This window comes from Sphaerisporangium sp. NPDC005289, assembly GCF_040607455.1.
GTDB lineage: Bacteria > Actinomycetota > Actinomycetes > Streptosporangiales > Streptosporangiaceae > Sphaerisporangium > Sphaerisporangium rhizosphaerae.
The window spans coordinates 91,931-107,144 of sequence record NZ_JBEXGS010000026.1; the positions used below are offsets into that span (position 1 = coordinate 91,931).

18 protein-coding genes are annotated in these 15,214 nt (G+C 74.7%); 2 read left to right on the forward strand and 16 right to left on the reverse strand.

Annotation, left to right across the window (positions count from 1 at the left end):
* Positions 1–272 precede the first annotated feature (272 nt).
* A complete protein-coding gene (locus ABZT47_RS33460; protein WP_354851280.1) occupies positions 273–485 on the reverse strand; it encodes a hypothetical protein in 213 nt (70 codons plus the stop codon).
* Positions 486–749: 264 nt separating this feature from the next.
* On the opposite strand from ABZT47_RS33460, the gene ABZT47_RS33465 reads away from it, so the two are divergent.
* Both ABZT47_RS33465 and ABZT47_RS33470 read left to right on the forward strand, forming a co-directional pair.
* On the forward strand, positions 750–1,202 hold the full coding sequence (locus tag ABZT47_RS33465; protein ID WP_354851282.1) for a MerR family transcriptional regulator: 453 nt from the start codon (positions 750–752) through the stop codon (positions 1,200–1,202).
* A gap of 18 nt (positions 1,203–1,220) precedes the next feature.
* A complete protein-coding gene (locus ABZT47_RS33470; RefSeq protein ID WP_354851285.1) occupies positions 1,221–2,264 on the forward strand; it encodes an aldehyde reductase in 1,044 nt (347 codons plus the stop codon).
* A 96-nt stretch (positions 2,265–2,360) separates the two neighbouring features.
* Here the strand turns inward: ABZT47_RS33470 and ABZT47_RS33475 are convergent, their stop codons facing one another.
* The 15 genes from ABZT47_RS33475 to lanKC all read right to left on the reverse strand — a co-directional run bounded on the left by ABZT47_RS33475 (position 2,361) and on the right by lanKC (position 15,170).
* Positions 2,361–3,350, reverse strand: coding sequence for an aldo/keto reductase (locus ABZT47_RS33475; RefSeq protein ID WP_354851288.1), 990 nt, complete (start codon positions 3,348–3,350; stop codon positions 2,361–2,363).
* A 175-nt stretch (positions 3,351–3,525) separates the two neighbouring features.
* Entirely contained in the window at positions 3,526–4,005 is a 480-nt protein-coding gene (locus tag ABZT47_RS33480; protein ID WP_354851291.1) for a hypothetical protein, read from the reverse strand.
* Positions 4,006–4,154: 149 nt separating this feature from the next.
* Positions 4,155–4,613, reverse strand: coding sequence for a DUF4383 domain-containing protein (locus ABZT47_RS33485; protein ID WP_354851293.1), 459 nt, complete (start codon positions 4,611–4,613; stop codon positions 4,155–4,157).
* 119 nt (positions 4,614–4,732) lie between these two features.
* Entirely contained in the window at positions 4,733–5,413 is a 681-nt protein-coding gene (locus tag ABZT47_RS33490; protein WP_354851296.1) for a hypothetical protein, read from the reverse strand.
* A gap of 3 nt (positions 5,414–5,416) precedes the next feature.
* On the reverse strand, positions 5,417–6,220 hold the full coding sequence (locus tag ABZT47_RS33495; protein WP_354851298.1) for a DUF6286 domain-containing protein: 804 nt from the start codon (positions 6,218–6,220) through the stop codon (positions 5,417–5,419).
* A complete protein-coding gene (locus ABZT47_RS33500; protein ID WP_354851301.1) occupies positions 6,217–6,714 on the reverse strand; it encodes an Asp23/Gls24 family envelope stress response protein in 498 nt (165 codons plus the stop codon). Before ABZT47_RS33500 ends, ABZT47_RS33495 begins: the two co-directional genes overlap by 4 nt.
* The gene (locus ABZT47_RS33505; RefSeq protein ID WP_354851397.1) at positions 6,711–6,902 is read right to left on the reverse strand and encodes a hypothetical protein; all 192 of its coding nucleotides are present in this window, start codon (positions 6,900–6,902) and stop codon (positions 6,711–6,713) included. The genes ABZT47_RS33500 and ABZT47_RS33505 overlap by 4 nt, the downstream gene beginning before the upstream one ends.
* Positions 6,895–7,449: a hypothetical protein gene (locus tag ABZT47_RS33510; RefSeq protein WP_354851304.1), complete on the reverse strand. Its 555-nt coding sequence runs from the start codon at positions 7,447–7,449 to the stop codon at positions 6,895–6,897. The genes ABZT47_RS33505 and ABZT47_RS33510 overlap by 8 nt, the downstream gene beginning before the upstream one ends.
* A complete protein-coding gene (locus ABZT47_RS33515) occupies positions 7,446–7,913 on the reverse strand; it encodes an Asp23/Gls24 family envelope stress response protein (protein ID WP_354851391.1) in 468 nt (155 codons plus the stop codon). Before ABZT47_RS33515 ends, ABZT47_RS33510 begins: the two co-directional genes overlap by 4 nt.
* A 142-nt stretch (positions 7,914–8,055) precedes the next feature.
* Positions 8,056–9,837 (reverse strand): ABC transporter ATP-binding protein, encoded by a 1,782-nt coding sequence (locus ABZT47_RS33520; RefSeq protein ID WP_354851306.1) that lies wholly within the window; start codon positions 9,835–9,837, stop codon positions 8,056–8,058.
* Positions 9,834–11,894, reverse strand: coding sequence for an ABC transporter ATP-binding protein (locus ABZT47_RS33525; protein WP_354851309.1), 2,061 nt, complete (start codon positions 11,892–11,894; stop codon positions 9,834–9,836). The genes ABZT47_RS33520 and ABZT47_RS33525 overlap by 4 nt, the downstream gene beginning before the upstream one ends.
* A 90-nt stretch (positions 11,895–11,984) precedes the next feature.
* Positions 11,985–12,107, reverse strand: coding sequence for a SapB/AmfS family lanthipeptide (locus ABZT47_RS33530; protein WP_354851312.1), 123 nt, complete (start codon positions 12,105–12,107; stop codon positions 11,985–11,987).
* A 41-nt stretch (positions 12,108–12,148) separates the two neighbouring features.
* Complete coding sequence (locus ABZT47_RS33535; RefSeq protein WP_354851315.1) at positions 12,149–12,277, reverse strand: SapB/AmfS family lanthipeptide; 129 nt, start codon at positions 12,275–12,277, stop codon at positions 12,149–12,151.
* A gap of 41 nt (positions 12,278–12,318) precedes the next feature.
* A complete protein-coding gene (locus tag ABZT47_RS33540) occupies positions 12,319–12,441 on the reverse strand; it encodes a SapB/AmfS family lanthipeptide (protein ID WP_354851318.1) in 123 nt (40 codons plus the stop codon).
* Positions 12,441–15,170 carry a class III lanthionine synthetase LanKC gene (lanKC, locus tag ABZT47_RS33545; RefSeq protein WP_354851322.1) on the reverse strand — a complete coding sequence of 910 codons (2,730 nt, stop codon included), beginning with the start codon at positions 15,168–15,170 and terminating at the stop codon, positions 12,441–12,443. The genes ABZT47_RS33540 and lanKC overlap by 1 nt, the downstream gene beginning before the upstream one ends.
* Positions 15,171–15,214 lie beyond the last annotated feature (44 nt).

Below are 15,214 nucleotides of genomic sequence, written 5' to 3' on the forward strand. Positions count from 1 at the left end.
GGAAGAAGCGGAAGCAGCGGACGCGGAAGAAGAGGGAACGGATGAACCGGAGGGCGGGGGGCGGTGGCCAGGGGTGGCGTGGTCATGGGCGGACGGGGACATGGTCGCTCCTCGCCGTGGGCGCCCAGGCGGTCGACTCCCACGAGCAGGCTCCCCGATGGTCGTTGCCATCCCCTTGCCGCCAGTCGCGCGGCTTCCAGCATGCCCGATCCGCGCGCCGCCATGCCAGCCGTCCCCGCCGGGCCGCCGCGAAAGGCGGGCTCACCCGCCGCTCAGGAACGGCCGGGGCGGACGGAGTCGTCTCCGCGCGTGCTCTTCCACCACTCGCCCTCCACCAGGGCGTACGACACCGAGACCATGGTGAGCAGGATGCCGCAGAGGAACAGCCACCAGAGCTGGGCGATCCCCGCGTAGAGACTGAGGGCCAGGAAGGCTATGAACGCGCACACGGCGACGATCAGCCTGATGTTCAGTCGTCGGTCCATGTCCGCCCTCTACCCCCTCACGGCGGCTCAACCAGGGTCCGGCGCCCACCGGCCACGGCCGGTCATCCACGACAGGATGGGCGAGACCTCCGGGGCCGACGACGCGCACAGGCGGGTTTGGCCCTGGAGGAGCCCCGGGTAGGGGCCCACGCGTAATCGTCGTCACGCCGGCAGAGGGCACGGGTGAGCCGCGCGCCGTTCCCGCCCCCACCCGCGCCGGCGTCCGCTTGACTTCAAGCGCTTGAGGTATCCGAGGCTTCTTCCATGGCAGTCACCGCGCGCTCCGGGAACCGTTCGTGGTTCACGATCCAGGACGTCTCCCGCCGCAGCGGGCTGAGCGAGCCCACGCTGCGGTACTACGAGAAGATCGGCCTGATCGGCCCGGTTCCCCGCGACCCGAGCAGCGGCCACCGGCGCTACGACGCCGGCAGCCTCGAGACGATCGAGGCCCTGTCCTGCCTGCGCTCGACGGGCGTCGGCGTCGAGGACATGCGCGCCTACCTCGCCCATCTCGCCCGCGAGGACGAGGCGGCCACCGAGATGCGTGATCTTTTCCTGCGGCACGCCGAGCGCGTCGCGGACGAGATCGAGCGCATGCGGGTGCGCCTGAGGTACCTGCGGCACAAAGCCGAGTTGTGGGACGCGCGGAGCCGTGGTGACGCCGAAGCGGAGTCCCGGGCGATCGCCGAGATCGTGCGGGCCATAGGAGAATTCTGAGCACCGAGGAGCACCACAATGAACACCGCCCCCTCCGGCGGCGCCGTCCTGGTCACCGGCGGTTCCGGGTACCTCGGCGCGCACGTCGTCGTCCGTCTGCTCCAAGACGGCCACCACGTGCGGGCCACCGTCCGCGGCCCCGGCCGGGCCGCCGAGGTCCTGGAAGCCGTGCGGAACGCCGGCGCCGACCCCGGCGGCCGTCTGGAGGTCGTCGCCGCGGACCTGGCCTGCGACGACGGCTGGGCCGAGGCGGTCGCCGGCCGCGACCACGTCGTCCACGTCGCCTCGCCGTTCCCCCTGGAGGCCCCGCGGCACGAGGACGAGCTGATCGTCCCGGCCCGTGACGGCGCCCTGCGCGTGCTGCGCGCCGCGCGCGACGCCGGCGTGAAGCGGGTCGTGATGACCTCCTCCTTCGCCGCGGTCGGGTACAGCCCCAAGCCCGGCGCCGACTACACCGAGGACGACTGGACCGATCCGGCCGCCGGCATCCCGGCCTACCACCGGTCCAAGACGCTCGCGGAGCGGGCCGCCTGGGACTTCGCGCGCACCGAGGGCGGCGGCCTGGAGCTGACCGTGATCAACCCGACCGGCATCTTCGGCCCCACGCTCAGCCCGCGCCTGTCCACCTCCACCAAGCTCGTCAAGGCCATGCTGGACGGGCACATGCGAGCCGTCCCGCGCCTGTACTTCGGCGTCGTCGACGTCCGTGACGCGGCCGACGCCCACGTCCTGGCCATGACCGGTTCCGCCGCCGCCGGGCAGCGCTTCCTCGCCGTCGGTGACGGCCCGGCGGTCACCTTCCCGCAGATCGCGCGGATCATCGCCCGCCGGTTCCCCTCGCTCGCCGCGCGGATGGCCGTCACGGAGATCCCCGACGACCAGGTGCGGGAGGGGGCGCGGATCGATCCGGCGCTGGAGGAGGCGGCCGGCCGGCTCGGCCACGTGCCTGTCATGCACAACGACAAGGCCCGCGATCTGCTCGGCTGGCGGCCGCGGGACCTGGAGACCACCCTCGTCGACACCGTCGAGAGCCTGAGGCGGCACGGTCTCCTGGAAGGGTGACCGGACGCGGTCACCCCGCCGGGCGCCGGGACGCGGGCCGCTCGGACCGGCCCGCGTGGTCGGTGGCCGGCGCGTGGGTGGGTGGCCGGCGCGTGGTCAGTGGCCGGCGGTGTCGAGCCTGGAGCGCTGTTCCGGGGTCAGTTCGAGGTCCGCGGCGGCGAGGGTCTCGTCAAGCTGGGCCACCGAAGAGGCGCCCACCAGGGGGATCATCGGGATCTCGCCGCCGATCAGCCAGGCGAGCACGACCTGGTTCGGGGTGGCGCCGGTCTGCTTCGCCACCTCGCGCAGGGCGGTCAGGCGGGCCGGCGTGCCCGCGTGGTCGTGGCCGGAGCCGAGGGGCCGGTCGTCACGGACGTAGGCGCCCTTCAGCAGAGGGGAGTAGGCGACCATGGCCAGATCCGGCTCGGCCCGCAGATAACTGAGCAGGTCGGGACCGGTCACGCCCTGGTTTCCGTCCGGGGAGCGCAGGCTGGGCAGGTCGGTGCGGTGCCGCAGGTAGCTGTGGTGGTACTGCAGCACCTCGTAGCCGGGCAGGCCGGACGCCGCGGCAAGGGCCCGGGCGCGCTCCACCCGCCAGGCCCAGTGGTTGCTCACCCCGAGCAGGCCGACGGCGCCCTCGGCGACCAGTTCGGCGAACCCCTCGACGGTCTCCCGCAGGGAGACCCGCGGGTCCTCGATGTGCGCGTACAGCAGGTCCAGGCGGTCCACCCCGAGCCGTTCCCTGCTGCGCTCCGCGGACTCCCTGATCACCTTGGCGGACAGCCCTTCGACGTCCGGGCCGAAGGTGGTGCCGGGGGCCAGGGGCCGCGCGCCGAGCTTGGTGGCGATGACGATCTCGTCTCCCACGCCCCGGTCGCGGCGCCAGCGGCCGAGCAGTTCCTCGCTCTCGCCGCCCTGGGTGCCGTTCACCCAGAACGCGTAGTTGTCGGAGGTGTCGATGAAGGTGCCGCCGGCCTCCAGATACCGGTCGAGGATGGCGAAGGACGTCGCCTCGTCGGTGACCGTGCCGAACAGCATCGCGCCGAGGCTGATCACGCTGACCTCGCGGCGCGTGCGCGGGTCGGTGCCGATCGCGCGGTACTTCACGGGCTCTCCTCTCGGCGGGCCGGCCGTGCGCCGGCGCGTCGTGCAGGAGTCTGGACGCTGGAGCGCGCTCCAGGTCAACCCCGTGCTCCGCCGGCGTGGCGGAGTGGCCGGGAACGGGACGCGAGCACGTTCCATCCCTGGCCACTCCGGTGACGCGACGGCCTGTCCCCGGCGGCTAGTACCGGTCCCTGTCTCTGCTGCTGCTCCGGTCCCGGTCGCGGTCGCGCTCTCTGGTTCTCCTCTCGCTGCCGCGGTCCCTGTCGCGGTCCCGGCTGCCGCGGTCGCGCTCCCGCTCCCGCTCTCTGCTTCTCTTCTCGCTGCCGCGGTCCCTGTCGCGGTCGCGGTCCCGGTCGCGCTCTCGCATCCTTCTCTCGCTGCCTCGGTCGCGATCTCTGTCGCGGTCCCGGGTGCTCCTGTCGCGGTCGCGCTCGCGCTCTCTGGTCCTCTTCTCGCTGCCGCGGTCGCGGTCGCGGTCCCTGCGGCTGCTTCTGCCCCGGTCCCCGTTGTCGGTGCGCAGGTCGTTCAGGGAGCTGACCGACTGCGCCGTCCGGTTCGTGGTCGGGGCGCCGGCCGCGCTCGCTGCCGTCTGGAGCGTCGCGGTCAGGCAACAGGTGCCCAGTGCGCCGACGAACGCCTTCCGGATGGTTCTGTTCATGTCGCCGTCCCCTTTCGTGGCCGCTGCTTCGACCCCTCCGCGGATGAGTCGACGTGGCTTCACCTTGAGGCACGGGACGTCATGGCGGCGTGACGCCGGCGTGACGGCGCCACCTCGCGGAGCCTTCCCGCGAGGTGGCGCCGAGCCGGTCAGACGGAGAAGGGGCCTCTGCGGGGGCCGCCGCCGCGCGACAGCGCCACACCCAGGCCGATCATGACGATGCCGAGCAGGAAGTGCAGCCAGTTGTCCGCGGTGTTGAACGGCACGAAGTTGGCCGTGCTCCCGTGGCCGACCAGCAGTCCGTAGATCCACAGCAGCAGGTAGATGACGCCGCCCCAGACCAGGAAGTTGCGCGCCCCGGTCCAACCGCGGGCCAGCGCCAGCCCCACGACGCCGTAGACCAGGTGCACGATGTTGTGCAGGACGGATGTCTGGAACAGCCCCAGCAGGTAGGCCCCCGAGTTGTGCCCGGCGAACCTCATGGCGCCGTAGTCGGTGGTGATGCCGGGAATGAAACCGAGGATGCCGACCGCGAGGAAGATGATCCCCATGACGAGCGCGGCGGTCTGCAGCGGTGTCCGGGTCATCTGACGCGTGTGCGCGCTCATGACGCCTCCTGCGTAGATCTTGCTGATGTGATGGGTCGTGGCCGGGTGGGAGCCGCCGCCGGACCGCTGATCGCGCCGGCCGCCGGGCGGGCGGGCCGGCGCGATCGCCGGGAGCGGCGTCAGTGGTGGGTGCGGACGGTGTGCATCCGGACCGTGGCGGGCAGGCGGTCGGTCTCCAGCGAGCGCCGCAGCCGGGCCACGGCGTTCTGGATGCCCTGGCGGGCCGCGGCCGGGTCGGACTCGTCGGGCAGGACGACGGCCAGCGCCAGGCTGGGCGCGCTGGGCGCGCCCCCGAGGCGGGCCCGCACCCGTTCGGCGGGCGCGCGGCGCCCGCGTCCGGCGCCGTGCCCGCGTCCGGTGCCCTGCGTGCCCGCCGGGCCGTGCCCGGGCTCGGTACCGGTCGCGCCCGGTCGGTCCGAGATGGCCGGGACCTCGCGCATGGCCAGGACGAGATCGTCCTCGACCGCCTCGGCGGCGGCCCTGGCCGACAGGTGGGTGGCGCCGTGCCCGGGGTCCTCCTCCAGATCCAGGTGGCGGATGGCGTTCCTGCGCGCCTGCATGAGCAGCCAGCGCAGGGCCAGCAGCTCCACCACCAGCCCGGCGACGGCCACCGCGGGCCAGAACCAGCCGGTGCGGGACGCGAACGCGGCGACCTGGCCGGAGATCACCGGCTGGCCGCGCGCGCCGAGCAGCCCGAGACCCTTGGCCAGCGCCGCGGCGCCCGCCAGAAGCAGGATCAGTCCGACGATCGCCAGCCCGGTGCGGTTGACGCCGGCGTGGCGGCTGTGAAGGTGGCTCACCGCTCATCCCCCCTTCCGGCGTACGGCGACCCGTACGCGCATCGGCCGCAGTGGCCGCAGCTCGGCCAGGCGGTCCTCGACGGCCTGGCCGACCTCGCCCGGCAGCTCGCCGGGGTCGCGCAGCGGCGTCGCGACCGTCACCTCCGCGGCGCGCCGCCGCAGGCGTACCCGGGCGCGGGAGACGCCGTCCACCGCCGTCGCGACGGCGGCAAGGTGGCGGCGCAGGCCGGACCGGGTGATGCCGGTGACCGTCTGCGGGTCCTCCGACGCCAGGGCGACCAGCCGGGGCCGTCCGGGCTTGAACGCGGCGATCAGCAGCACGATGCCGAGCAGGCCGGCCACGGCCGCGGTCGTGAGCGCCATCGGGTCGTCCCAGCGCGCCCGGCCGAGCGGAGCCAGCCAGGTCAGCGCGGGCAGCCCCGCGCGGGTGCGGGCCGCCGCCGTCACCGCGCCGACCATGGTGACGATGCCGGCCGCCGCCAGCAGGAGCGCGACCAGGGTCGCGGGAAGCGTCCGGTGCGACCGGAACGCCCGCGCCGCCGCCCTGCGCCGGGCCCGGTCGGCGGGCACCGGCTCACGGTCGCGCCCGACCACACCGGTCATCGCCGGCGGGCCCGCGTGCTCGTGCGGCAGGGCGTTTTCGGCCTGGTCCTGCGGCGGCATGCCTTCCGTGGTGGCCTCGTGGGTCTCCCGTGGCATGCCTTCGGCGGCCGCCTCGTGGGGCGGTCCGCCGGTGGCGGGCTCGTGGACCGGCCCCTCTCCGGAGGGCCGGGAGGCGGGGTCGCCCGGGCCCGGTGTGGTGGTCATCGCACCCGCCTCCCCGGTTCGTCCGGGTGGATCAGGCGGGTGACGTCGATGTCCACCTGCCGTGCCTCCAGGCCGGTCAGCTCCCTGACCCGGCTGACGACGTGCTCGCGCACGCGGTGCACGACCTGGCGGATCGGCGCGGGGTAGGCCACCGACAGGGTGACCCGCACGATGGCCATCCGGCCCTCCACATGCCCGCTGACCCGGGGGTCCGCCCGCCCGGCGTCCCGCCCGAGCGGCACGCCGAGCATCCGGGGCGCCGCCCCGCCGACCTGCTCCACCTCGCGCACCGCGCATGCGGCGACGCGTTCGAGCACGCGGTCGGTGATGCCGGTGTGCCCGCGGCCCTCCGGGGACGCGACGGCGCCCGCGGACGCGGGTCCGGTGCCCGGGCCTGCGGCGCCGCGCCCCTCGGCGGGAGGCGCGGCCGTCCCGGCGCCGCCCGGCGCCGTCGGGTCCTGAGCCGGCGACGGCCGGCCCGGCCCGGTGTTCATGTGCGTCTCCGGCCGCCCAGCAGGCCGCTCATGTCCAGCTCGCCGGTCAGCGCCCGGCCCACCAGGAACCCCAGCACGCCGAGCACGAGTACGACGAGGAACGCCGTGAGGCCGCCGACCACCACGGCGAACCCGAGCGCGGCCCCGAACAGCAGGCCGACCGCGGGCCACAGACGGTTGTCATCCATCTCGCTCACCTTCTCCTGTCTCTGAGCGATCGCTGCGCGGCGGCGCCCGCCGCCGGCCGCCACCCGCCCCTGCGGCATGGCCCGCCTCGCCCTGGGCGGAACGGCCCCCCTCGTCTCCCGCGGGGCCGTCCGCCTTGCCGGCGGGCCGGTGCGCCTCGCCCTTGACGGGGCGGCCGGTCTCCTCCGGGGCGGCATCCGCCCGCGCGGCCGGCGGGGCGGCGGATTCCTCGCCGGTCAGGGCCTCCTGGCCGGGCAGGGTGATGTCGTCTATGCGGACGTGGACCGGCAGACCGGGCACCAGCGGTTCGACCGCGGAGCGCACCTCGGCGGCGACCTCGGTGAGCGGCCGGCCGTACCGGACGACCACGGCCACCTCCACCTCGGCGTCCCGCACGGCGATCCCGGCGACCGTCCGCCCGGCCAGGTAGGTCGCCACCGGGCCTCCCGCGAGGGAGGCGACGTCCGGGCAGCCTTCCACCGCCTGGGCGATGCGGTCCGCCAGCCGCTCCACCTCGGGCCTCTCGCGGACGCCCGTGGGCGGTGTCATCGGACCCGCGCCTCCTGGGGCTCGCCGGTCTCCTCGCCGGGCAGGTGGAGGTCGTCCACGGTGATGTTGACCTCGGTGACCTCCAGGCCGCACATGTTCTCCACGGCGTCGATCACGTTGCGGCGCACGCCGGCCGCGAGGTCGGGAATGGACACCCCGTACTCGACGATCACGTCCAGATCGGCCGCGGCCTGGCGCTCGCCGACCTCGACCGCGACACCCTGCGTGCTGGCCGTGCCGCCGCCCCCGGTGAGGGCCTCGCGTACCGCGCCCAGCGCCCGGGACATGCCCGCACCCATGGCGTACACGCCGGACACCTGGCGGGCCGCCATGCCTGCGATCTTGGCCACCACGGTGTCGGCGATGGTCGTCCTGCCGTGTTCGCTGACGAGTTCGGCGTTGCCCCGATGCGTCATCGGCCGCGCGGTCGTGACGTCGGGCGCCTGGGTCTTGGTCTGGTTCATCTGTGTGCTCACCTCGTTGCCTCCGTTCCAGCAGGACTGGCCTGCGTCGCCGAATAGGAAGGCACAACCGGCGTAAGTGAGCACGTACCCGTAAATAGGGAGATATATGGTTATTTATGGCAAATGTCTGATTATCGGCGTGTCAGTGCCGGGCGTGCGCGCCCACCGGAGCCGACCACCGGCCCATCAGGTCCCGGTAGAGCTCCGAGGCGGCGACCATCTCCTCGTGCGTCCCGGCCCGCGCCCGCGCGCCGTCCATGACCAGCACCCGCTTCGCGCGCAGGGCCGAGGTGAGCCGGTGGGCGATCACGATGAGCGTCCCGCCGCGCGCGGCGAACGCCTCCTCGGCCCGCGCCTCGGCCGCCGGGTCGAGGTGGCAGGTCGCCTCGTCGAGCAGGACCAGCCGCGCGGGCGACAGGTAGGCGCGGGTGAGCGCGATGAGCTGGCGCTCTCCCGACGACAGCTCGCCCGGGTCCACCTCGGCGTCGTAGCCGCCGAGCCTCCGGGCCAGCTCGGTCATGCCGACCGCCTCCACCGCCCGGTCGAGCTCCGCTAGCTCCGCGCGCTCCGTGAGCTCCGTGAGTTCCGCGAGCTCCGCCGGTTCCGCGCGCTCCCCCCGGGACCGGCCGTCCGCCAGGTAGGTCAGGTTGTCGCGCAGCGTGCCGCGGAACACGTACGCCTCCTGCGGGATCAGGACCCGTGCCCGGCACATGGCGGCGCGGTCCATCTCCCCGACCGCCACCCCGCCGATGAGCACCCGCCCGGCGTCCGGGCGCAGGACGCCGGCCACCAGCGCCGCCACCGTCGACTTGCCGATGCCGCTCGGCCCCACGACGGCCAGGTGGTCGCCCTCGGCCACCGTCAGGTCCAGGTCGGCGACCACCAGGTCGGCGCCCGGGCCGTAGGAGAACCTCACCCCCTGAAGACGCAGCTCCACGCCCTCCGGCCCGCCCGTGCGGCGGGTCGCCGCCGCCGGGGGCCGGTCGCTGGTCGCCGCGATGCGCTGGAGCGCCGTCACCAGGCGCACGCCGTTGACCCCCGCCCCCTGCACCAGGCTGCCCAGGGCGGGGGTGAGCGACTGCGCGACGTAGGTCAGCGTGCCCAGGATCACCCCGGCGGTCGCGCCCTGCCGCACCAGCGACGGCGTGGCGAGCAGCACCAGCAGGACGGGCAGCCACCCGCCCACCGCGAGCGAGACGGTGCGCACGGCCGTGAGCCCGGCCAGCGTGCGGGCGACCCGGGCCTGGCGCTCGACGTCCACCCCGACCCGGTCCGCCACGCGGTCCTCGGCCCCGCACGCGGTGACGTCCCGCAGCCCGTCCACCATGGCCGCCAGCGACGAGGCGGTCCGCTCCTCGGCCAGGATGAGCTCGCGCTGCGCCCGGGCCATCGCGGGCAGCGAGAGCGCGAACAGCACGAGCCCCGCGGCCAGCGGCAGCAGCACCAGCGGCAGCACCGCGCCCATCAGCGTCAGCACGCCGAGCGCCACGCCGGCCACCGAGAACAGGAACGACCTGACCACGGCGATCACGGCGCCGAACGCGTCGCGGGCCAGCTCCACCTGGCGGTTCAGCCGGGCCACCGCGGCGCTGTCGGGTCGCAGGCCCGACTCCGCGGCCCGGTGCAGGGTGCCGTCGACGACGCGGCGCAGCAGGTCGTCCCGGAACGGCTCGACGATCCCCCCGATCGCCAGGAGCACCTGTCGCGCGCCGAACGCCGCGGCCAGCCAGGCGGCGGCCAGCACGGCCAGCCAGCCGAGACCGGTCAACGGACGCCCGGCGGCGAACCCGTCGTCCAGGGCGCGCGCGACCGCCTGGCCCGAGACGAACGACGGCGCGGCCTCGGCGAACGACCAGCCGAGCAGCCGCGCCAGGTGGCGCGGGCGCGTGCGCACCGCCCGCCACAGCGGCTCCCGGACGCTCATGCCCGCTCCGCCACCGGAACGCCCTCCGCGCCCCGCGAGGCGGAGGATGGACCGGCGCCCGACGGCCGTCCTGGCATGCCATGACGGCCCGAAGCGGCGGCGGTCGCGGCGGGATGGGGGGCGTCGTCCGCAGCGCGGGCGACCGTGGCGTGAGAGGGGATGCCCCCAGGGGAGGCCGGAGTCGGGGCGGGCCGGGGGATGTCCTCGGGGGAGGCCGGGGTGGCGGCGGGGCGGGTGGCCTCGTCCCGGGAGGCGGCGGGGTCGGGGGTCTGGAAGACGGCGCGGTAGGCGGGGTCGCGCCACAACGTCTCGTGGCTGCCGCGTCCCCGGATCCGCCCGTCCTCCAGCCAGACGACCAGGTCGGCGCGCGCCGCCGTCGTGGCCCGGTGCGCGACGATCACTCTGGTGCGGTCGCGCAGCTTCTCGGTGAGCGCCCGCGCCACCTGGTACTCGGTGACGGTGTCCAGGCTGGAGGTGGCGTCGTCCAGGATCAGCAGCCGGCCGCCGTGCGCGAAGGCCCTGGCCAGCCCGACGCGCTGGCGCTCGCCGCCCGACATGGGGGCCTCGTCGACCGGGGTGGCGTAGGAGCGGGGGAGCTTGCGGATGAAGGGGTCGGCCGCGGCGTCCCGGGCGGCGTCCCTCGCCAGGCCCTCCGGGCGGCCCACGGCGATCGCCTCGGCCAGCGTGGCGCCGAAGAGCACCGGCCGCTCGAAGGCGTAGCCGACGGCCCCGCGCAGGGCGGCGCGCTCCAGCCGCCGCAGCGGCACTCCGTCGAGCAGCACCTCGCCCTCGTCGGGGTCCACCAGCCGCCCGGCGACGGCGGCGAGCAGCGACTTGCCGCTGCCCGACCTGCCGACCACGGCGAGCGTGGCGCCGCCCGGCACGGTGAAGCCGATGTCGCGCAGCGCGGGACGCCCGTCCACGCGCACGCTCACGCCGCGCAGCTCCAGCCGGCCGCGCTCGTCCGGCGCGCCGTCCCCCGCCAGGGCGTCGGTGTCCTCGTCCTCGAAGAGCCCGGCGCAGGGGCCGGCCGGGGGGCGCAGGCGGGCCTCGCCGTAGGCTGTCGCCGGCCGGTCGAGGACCTCGCTGACGCGCCGGGCCGCCGAACGGGCGCGGGCGAGGCGGTTCAGGTACCCGAGCGCCGAGCCGATGCCGGCGCCCAGCACGGCGTAGCGGGCCGCGGCGAACAGGTCTCCGACGCTCATCGCGCCTGCGGCCAGCCGGAAGCCGCTCACCCCGATGACGGCGATCTCCAGCAGCGGCACGACGATGGCCGCCTGCACCCCGGCGCGGGCGTTGACCCGCCACAGGGCCATGCCGCTGGCGCGCAGGCGCGGCAGCGGCTGGAGCACGCGGCGCACCTCCAGGTCCTCGGTGCCGGCCGCGGCGATGGTGCGGGCCCCCGACAGCGCGTCGATCAGCCGGGAGGCGATGTCGCTCTGCGCCTGCTGGTATCCGCCGGCGACGGCGGTGGTCTCGCGGAGGAACGCGCGAAGCACGAGCCCGATCAGGGCGAGGCCCGCCACGAAGGCCACCGCGGGCCAGGGGTCGATGAGCGCGAGCGCGACCAGCGAGCCGGCCGCGGGAACGAGCAGCGCCACGGCGGTGATGAGGGCCTCGGGGGCCGCGCCGACCTCCTCGGCGTTGCCGCCCGCCCGGGTGACCAGGTCGCCCGCGGAGAAGCGCCGGGAGATGGCCGGGCCGACGCCGAGCATGTGCCGCACGACTCGCAGGCGCAGCCCGCGCGCGGCTTGGGCTCCGCCGGCGCCGGCCGCGAACACGGCCACGGCGTCGCAGGCCACCAGCGCGGCGACGAGCAGGACGCAGTGCAGCAGGGGGCCGCCGGTCAGGGCGAGGGCCCCCGAAGATGAGGGGCCGGTGGCATCGGGGGAGCCGCCGGGGGCGACCAGGACGTCCACCGCGCCACCCAGTGCGGCCGGGAGCAGCAGCTCCACGACGGCGCCGGACAGCGCGGTGACGGCGTACACGGCGGGCCACCGGCCGCTGCGGCGGAGCACCTCGAAGAGAAGCCCGTCCGACCCCGTCCGGCGTGGCAAAGGTTTCCCCTCCGTGTTGTGCGGGAATGGTCAGGCCTGGAGCGGCCGGATGAGGGCCGCCCCAGGCACTGGCTCAGATATCAGCCGATATCAGCCGCAGAGGATGCTGAGGCTGCTGTTCTCGTGGGGGGTGCACCCCACGAGGCTCAGGTTGCTGCCGCCGCCGCCGTGGCCGCCGGGGATCTCCATGTCCTGCAGGTCGAGAAGCGCCATGCGAGTCACGCCCTTTCGTGGTGCTTGGAGGGTTTGGGGGATCAGCCGCAGAGGATGCTGAGGCTGCTGTTCTCGTGGGGCGTGCAGCCCACGAGGCTCAGGTTGCTGCCGCCGCCGCCACCGCCACCGCCGGTGGGGATCTCCATGTCCTGCAGGTCGAGAAGCGCCATGCGAGTCACGCCCTTTCGTGGTGCTTGGAGGGTTTGGGGGATCAGCCGCAGAGGATGCTGAGGCTGCTGTTCTCGTGGGGGGTGCACCCGACGAGGCTCAGGTTGCTGCCGCCGCCGCCGTGGCCGCCGGCGAGCTCCATCTCCTGGAGGTCGAGGAGAGCCATTACCGATCACCTCCTTCCGTGGTCGTCGCAGGGAGCCCCGCTCCGGCCGGAGCGCCGGACGGGGAGATCAGAGGCACGGTCACCGGCCGGTCGTGCAGCACGGTGCCCAGTGCGAGCAGGACGCCGGCGGTGCCGGTCGCCAGGTCCATCGACAGCCGCAGGAGCTGGTTGCCGGGGAAGGCGAGGCCGCCGCCGTAGGGCATGGCGTGCCAGCCGAGCCGCGCGATCTGGCCGCTCACCTCGGGCGATGTGCGCCCGACGCCGGGCCGCAGCCCGAGGGCGAGCGCCGCGATCATGCCGGCCCGCCCGGCGAACAGCCCCGACTGCACGTAGTAGTCCAGGGTGGCCACCGGGCCGATGTCGGTCAGCGCCTGCCGCAGGTCGTCGTCCTCGCGGTGGGCCAGGTACCGGGCCAGCACCACGCCGATGCCGGCCGAGCCCTCGTCCAGGTAGGGGTTGGTCCGCCAGCCCTGCTGCACCTGGAGCTGCCCGTCGGAGCGGTGGGTGCAGCGCCGAAGGTCCTGCCGCAGCGCGACGTTCGCGTGGTCCAGCAGCCCGGCGTCGCCGGTGGTCTCGTACGCCCGCAGGAACAGCAGGGCCGGGCCCGACGAGCCGCGCATCAGCCCGGCGTGCGGGTTGCCGCTGCCGCTGACCTCCGGCACGCTGTCGACCGCGCCGAGGCGGCCGGCCACCATGTCGGCGATCCGCAGGGCGGCGCCGGTCAGCTCGCGGTCGCCGGTCGCCTCGCCCAGGTGCAGCAGGTTGAGCCCCATGCCGGACAGGCCGGCGTACAGGCTCTGGCCGAGCTGCTCCCACTTCTCGCGCAGGCACAGGGTGACCAGCTCCAGGGCGTCATCCCTGCGGCCGAGCGCCTCGAAGGCGTAGGCCACGCCGTGCAGGCCGTCGTAGAAGCCGAGGCCGGTGCCCGGCCGTGGCGTCATGGCGCGCTCGCGCAGCCAGGTCTCGTACTCGGGGAACCGGCCGGCGCCGGTCTGGGCGAGCGCGTACAGCACGCCGGCGGCGCCGTTGGCCAGGTTGAGCCCGCCGCCCGGCTGGAACTGCGCGGCGTCGCCGGGGAACAGCCGGTCGGCGCGGCCGGGGGTCGCCGAGGCCAGGATGGCGCGGTGGGCCGCCTGCCGCACCGCGGACCACGAGGCGCGGCCCGGCAGGGGCAGCTCGCGCATCGCGCCCAGGTCGTGGGCCGGGGAGGCCGTGCGCGCGGGAGCGGTCCCCGCGGGCGACGCGGCGGCCCCGTTCGCGGGCGCGGGCGCCTCCGGTGCGGCGGAGGCGCGGTCCGCGACCTGGCCCGGGTCGCCGCCGAGGATCGTGCGCACGGCCTCCTCGACGAAGGCGCGCGGCACCGGGAAGGTGTCGCCGACCAGCTCGGCCAGGTGGATGACCTTGGCGCGCTGCAGCGGGATCAGCACCGTGGACATCGGGGCGAACAGGTTCAGCCGCATGCACGCCAGCGCGTACTGGTCGGCCGCGATGCCGAGCCGGTCCGGGGGCGGGCAGAAGCCCGGGTGGGCGAGGGTCGGCCGGCTGTTGTTCTCGGCCAGCCCGGCCACCTCGAAGTCGATCAGCACGACCCGGTCGTCCTCGACCAGCACGTTGAACGGGTGCAGGTCGCCGAAGACGACCCCGCGCTCGTGCAGCGCGGTCACCGCCCGCTCGACCCGGGCCAGCATGTCCAGCGCCCATTCGGTGTACTCGGCGGCGTCCTCGGGGGTGAGCGTGGCGCGGGTCAGGGGGTGTCGGTGCACCGACTCCTGGCTGAGCGTCGTCCCGTCGATGAACTCCTGGACCAGGAAGTGGTGCTCGCCCAGGGTGAAGTAGTCGAGCAGCGCGGGCACGACGTCGAGCCCTTCCAGGCGCCGCAGGATGTCGGCCTCGTGGCGCAGGCGGGCGACCGCGTCGCGGCCGGCGGCGTCGAGCCCGGCGTGCGGCCTGGCCTCCTTCAGGACGACCGGGCGGTCGGTGCGCGTGTCGCGCGCCTTGTACACCCCGCCGCCGTTGGAGAAGTGCAGCACCTTCTCGATCTCGTACGGCAGGCCGGCGAGCGTCACCGAGTTGCGGGCTTCCAGGTGCGGCCGGAGGAAGTCCGGCAGGGTCACCCACGACGGCGGCGAGAAGGAGGGGCCACGGCGGTCGGGCACCAGGGTGCCGTCCGCGTCGGCGATCGCCAGGACGCGGTCCCGGTTGGGGGTCAGGCAGTAGCGCTCGGCGAAGCCGCCGTAGCGCACGTACAGGGGACCCTCGCCGTAGCGCAGGTCGCTGAGGATGTACGGGCCGCGCACGCCGTGCAGCAGCTCGCCCAGCTCCTTGAGCACGATCTCCAGCTCGGCCTCGTCGGCCGGGTAGAGGGTGGCGAGCTTGCCGCTGCTGCCCCGCTCGGCGTACTTGGAGTTGAGCATCATGACCACGCGGGGGCCGCGCAGGAACTTGAAGCTGAGCCGGCGGCCCACGCAGTAGTCCCAGATCGCGGCGAGCGTCTTCTCGGCGTCGTCCAGACAGGCGGACACGTGGATCTTCCATCCCTGCAGGGGGAGGGAGCGGTCCTCGGGCCCGTAGTGCAGCCAGGTGTCGGTGGCGCGGTGCTCCCAGCCGACCGGCACCTCTCTGCCCGATATGGGAAAGTCGGGATACTTTGTACGCTGAGTGTCAAGGGTGTCGTAAAACAGTGGATCGGCGAGGCAATAGATCTCGTACCTGTCGATCACGTCCCGCACCCCTCTCTTCGCTCGGTTCTGCTCGGCGCTAAGAGGAGGGTTAC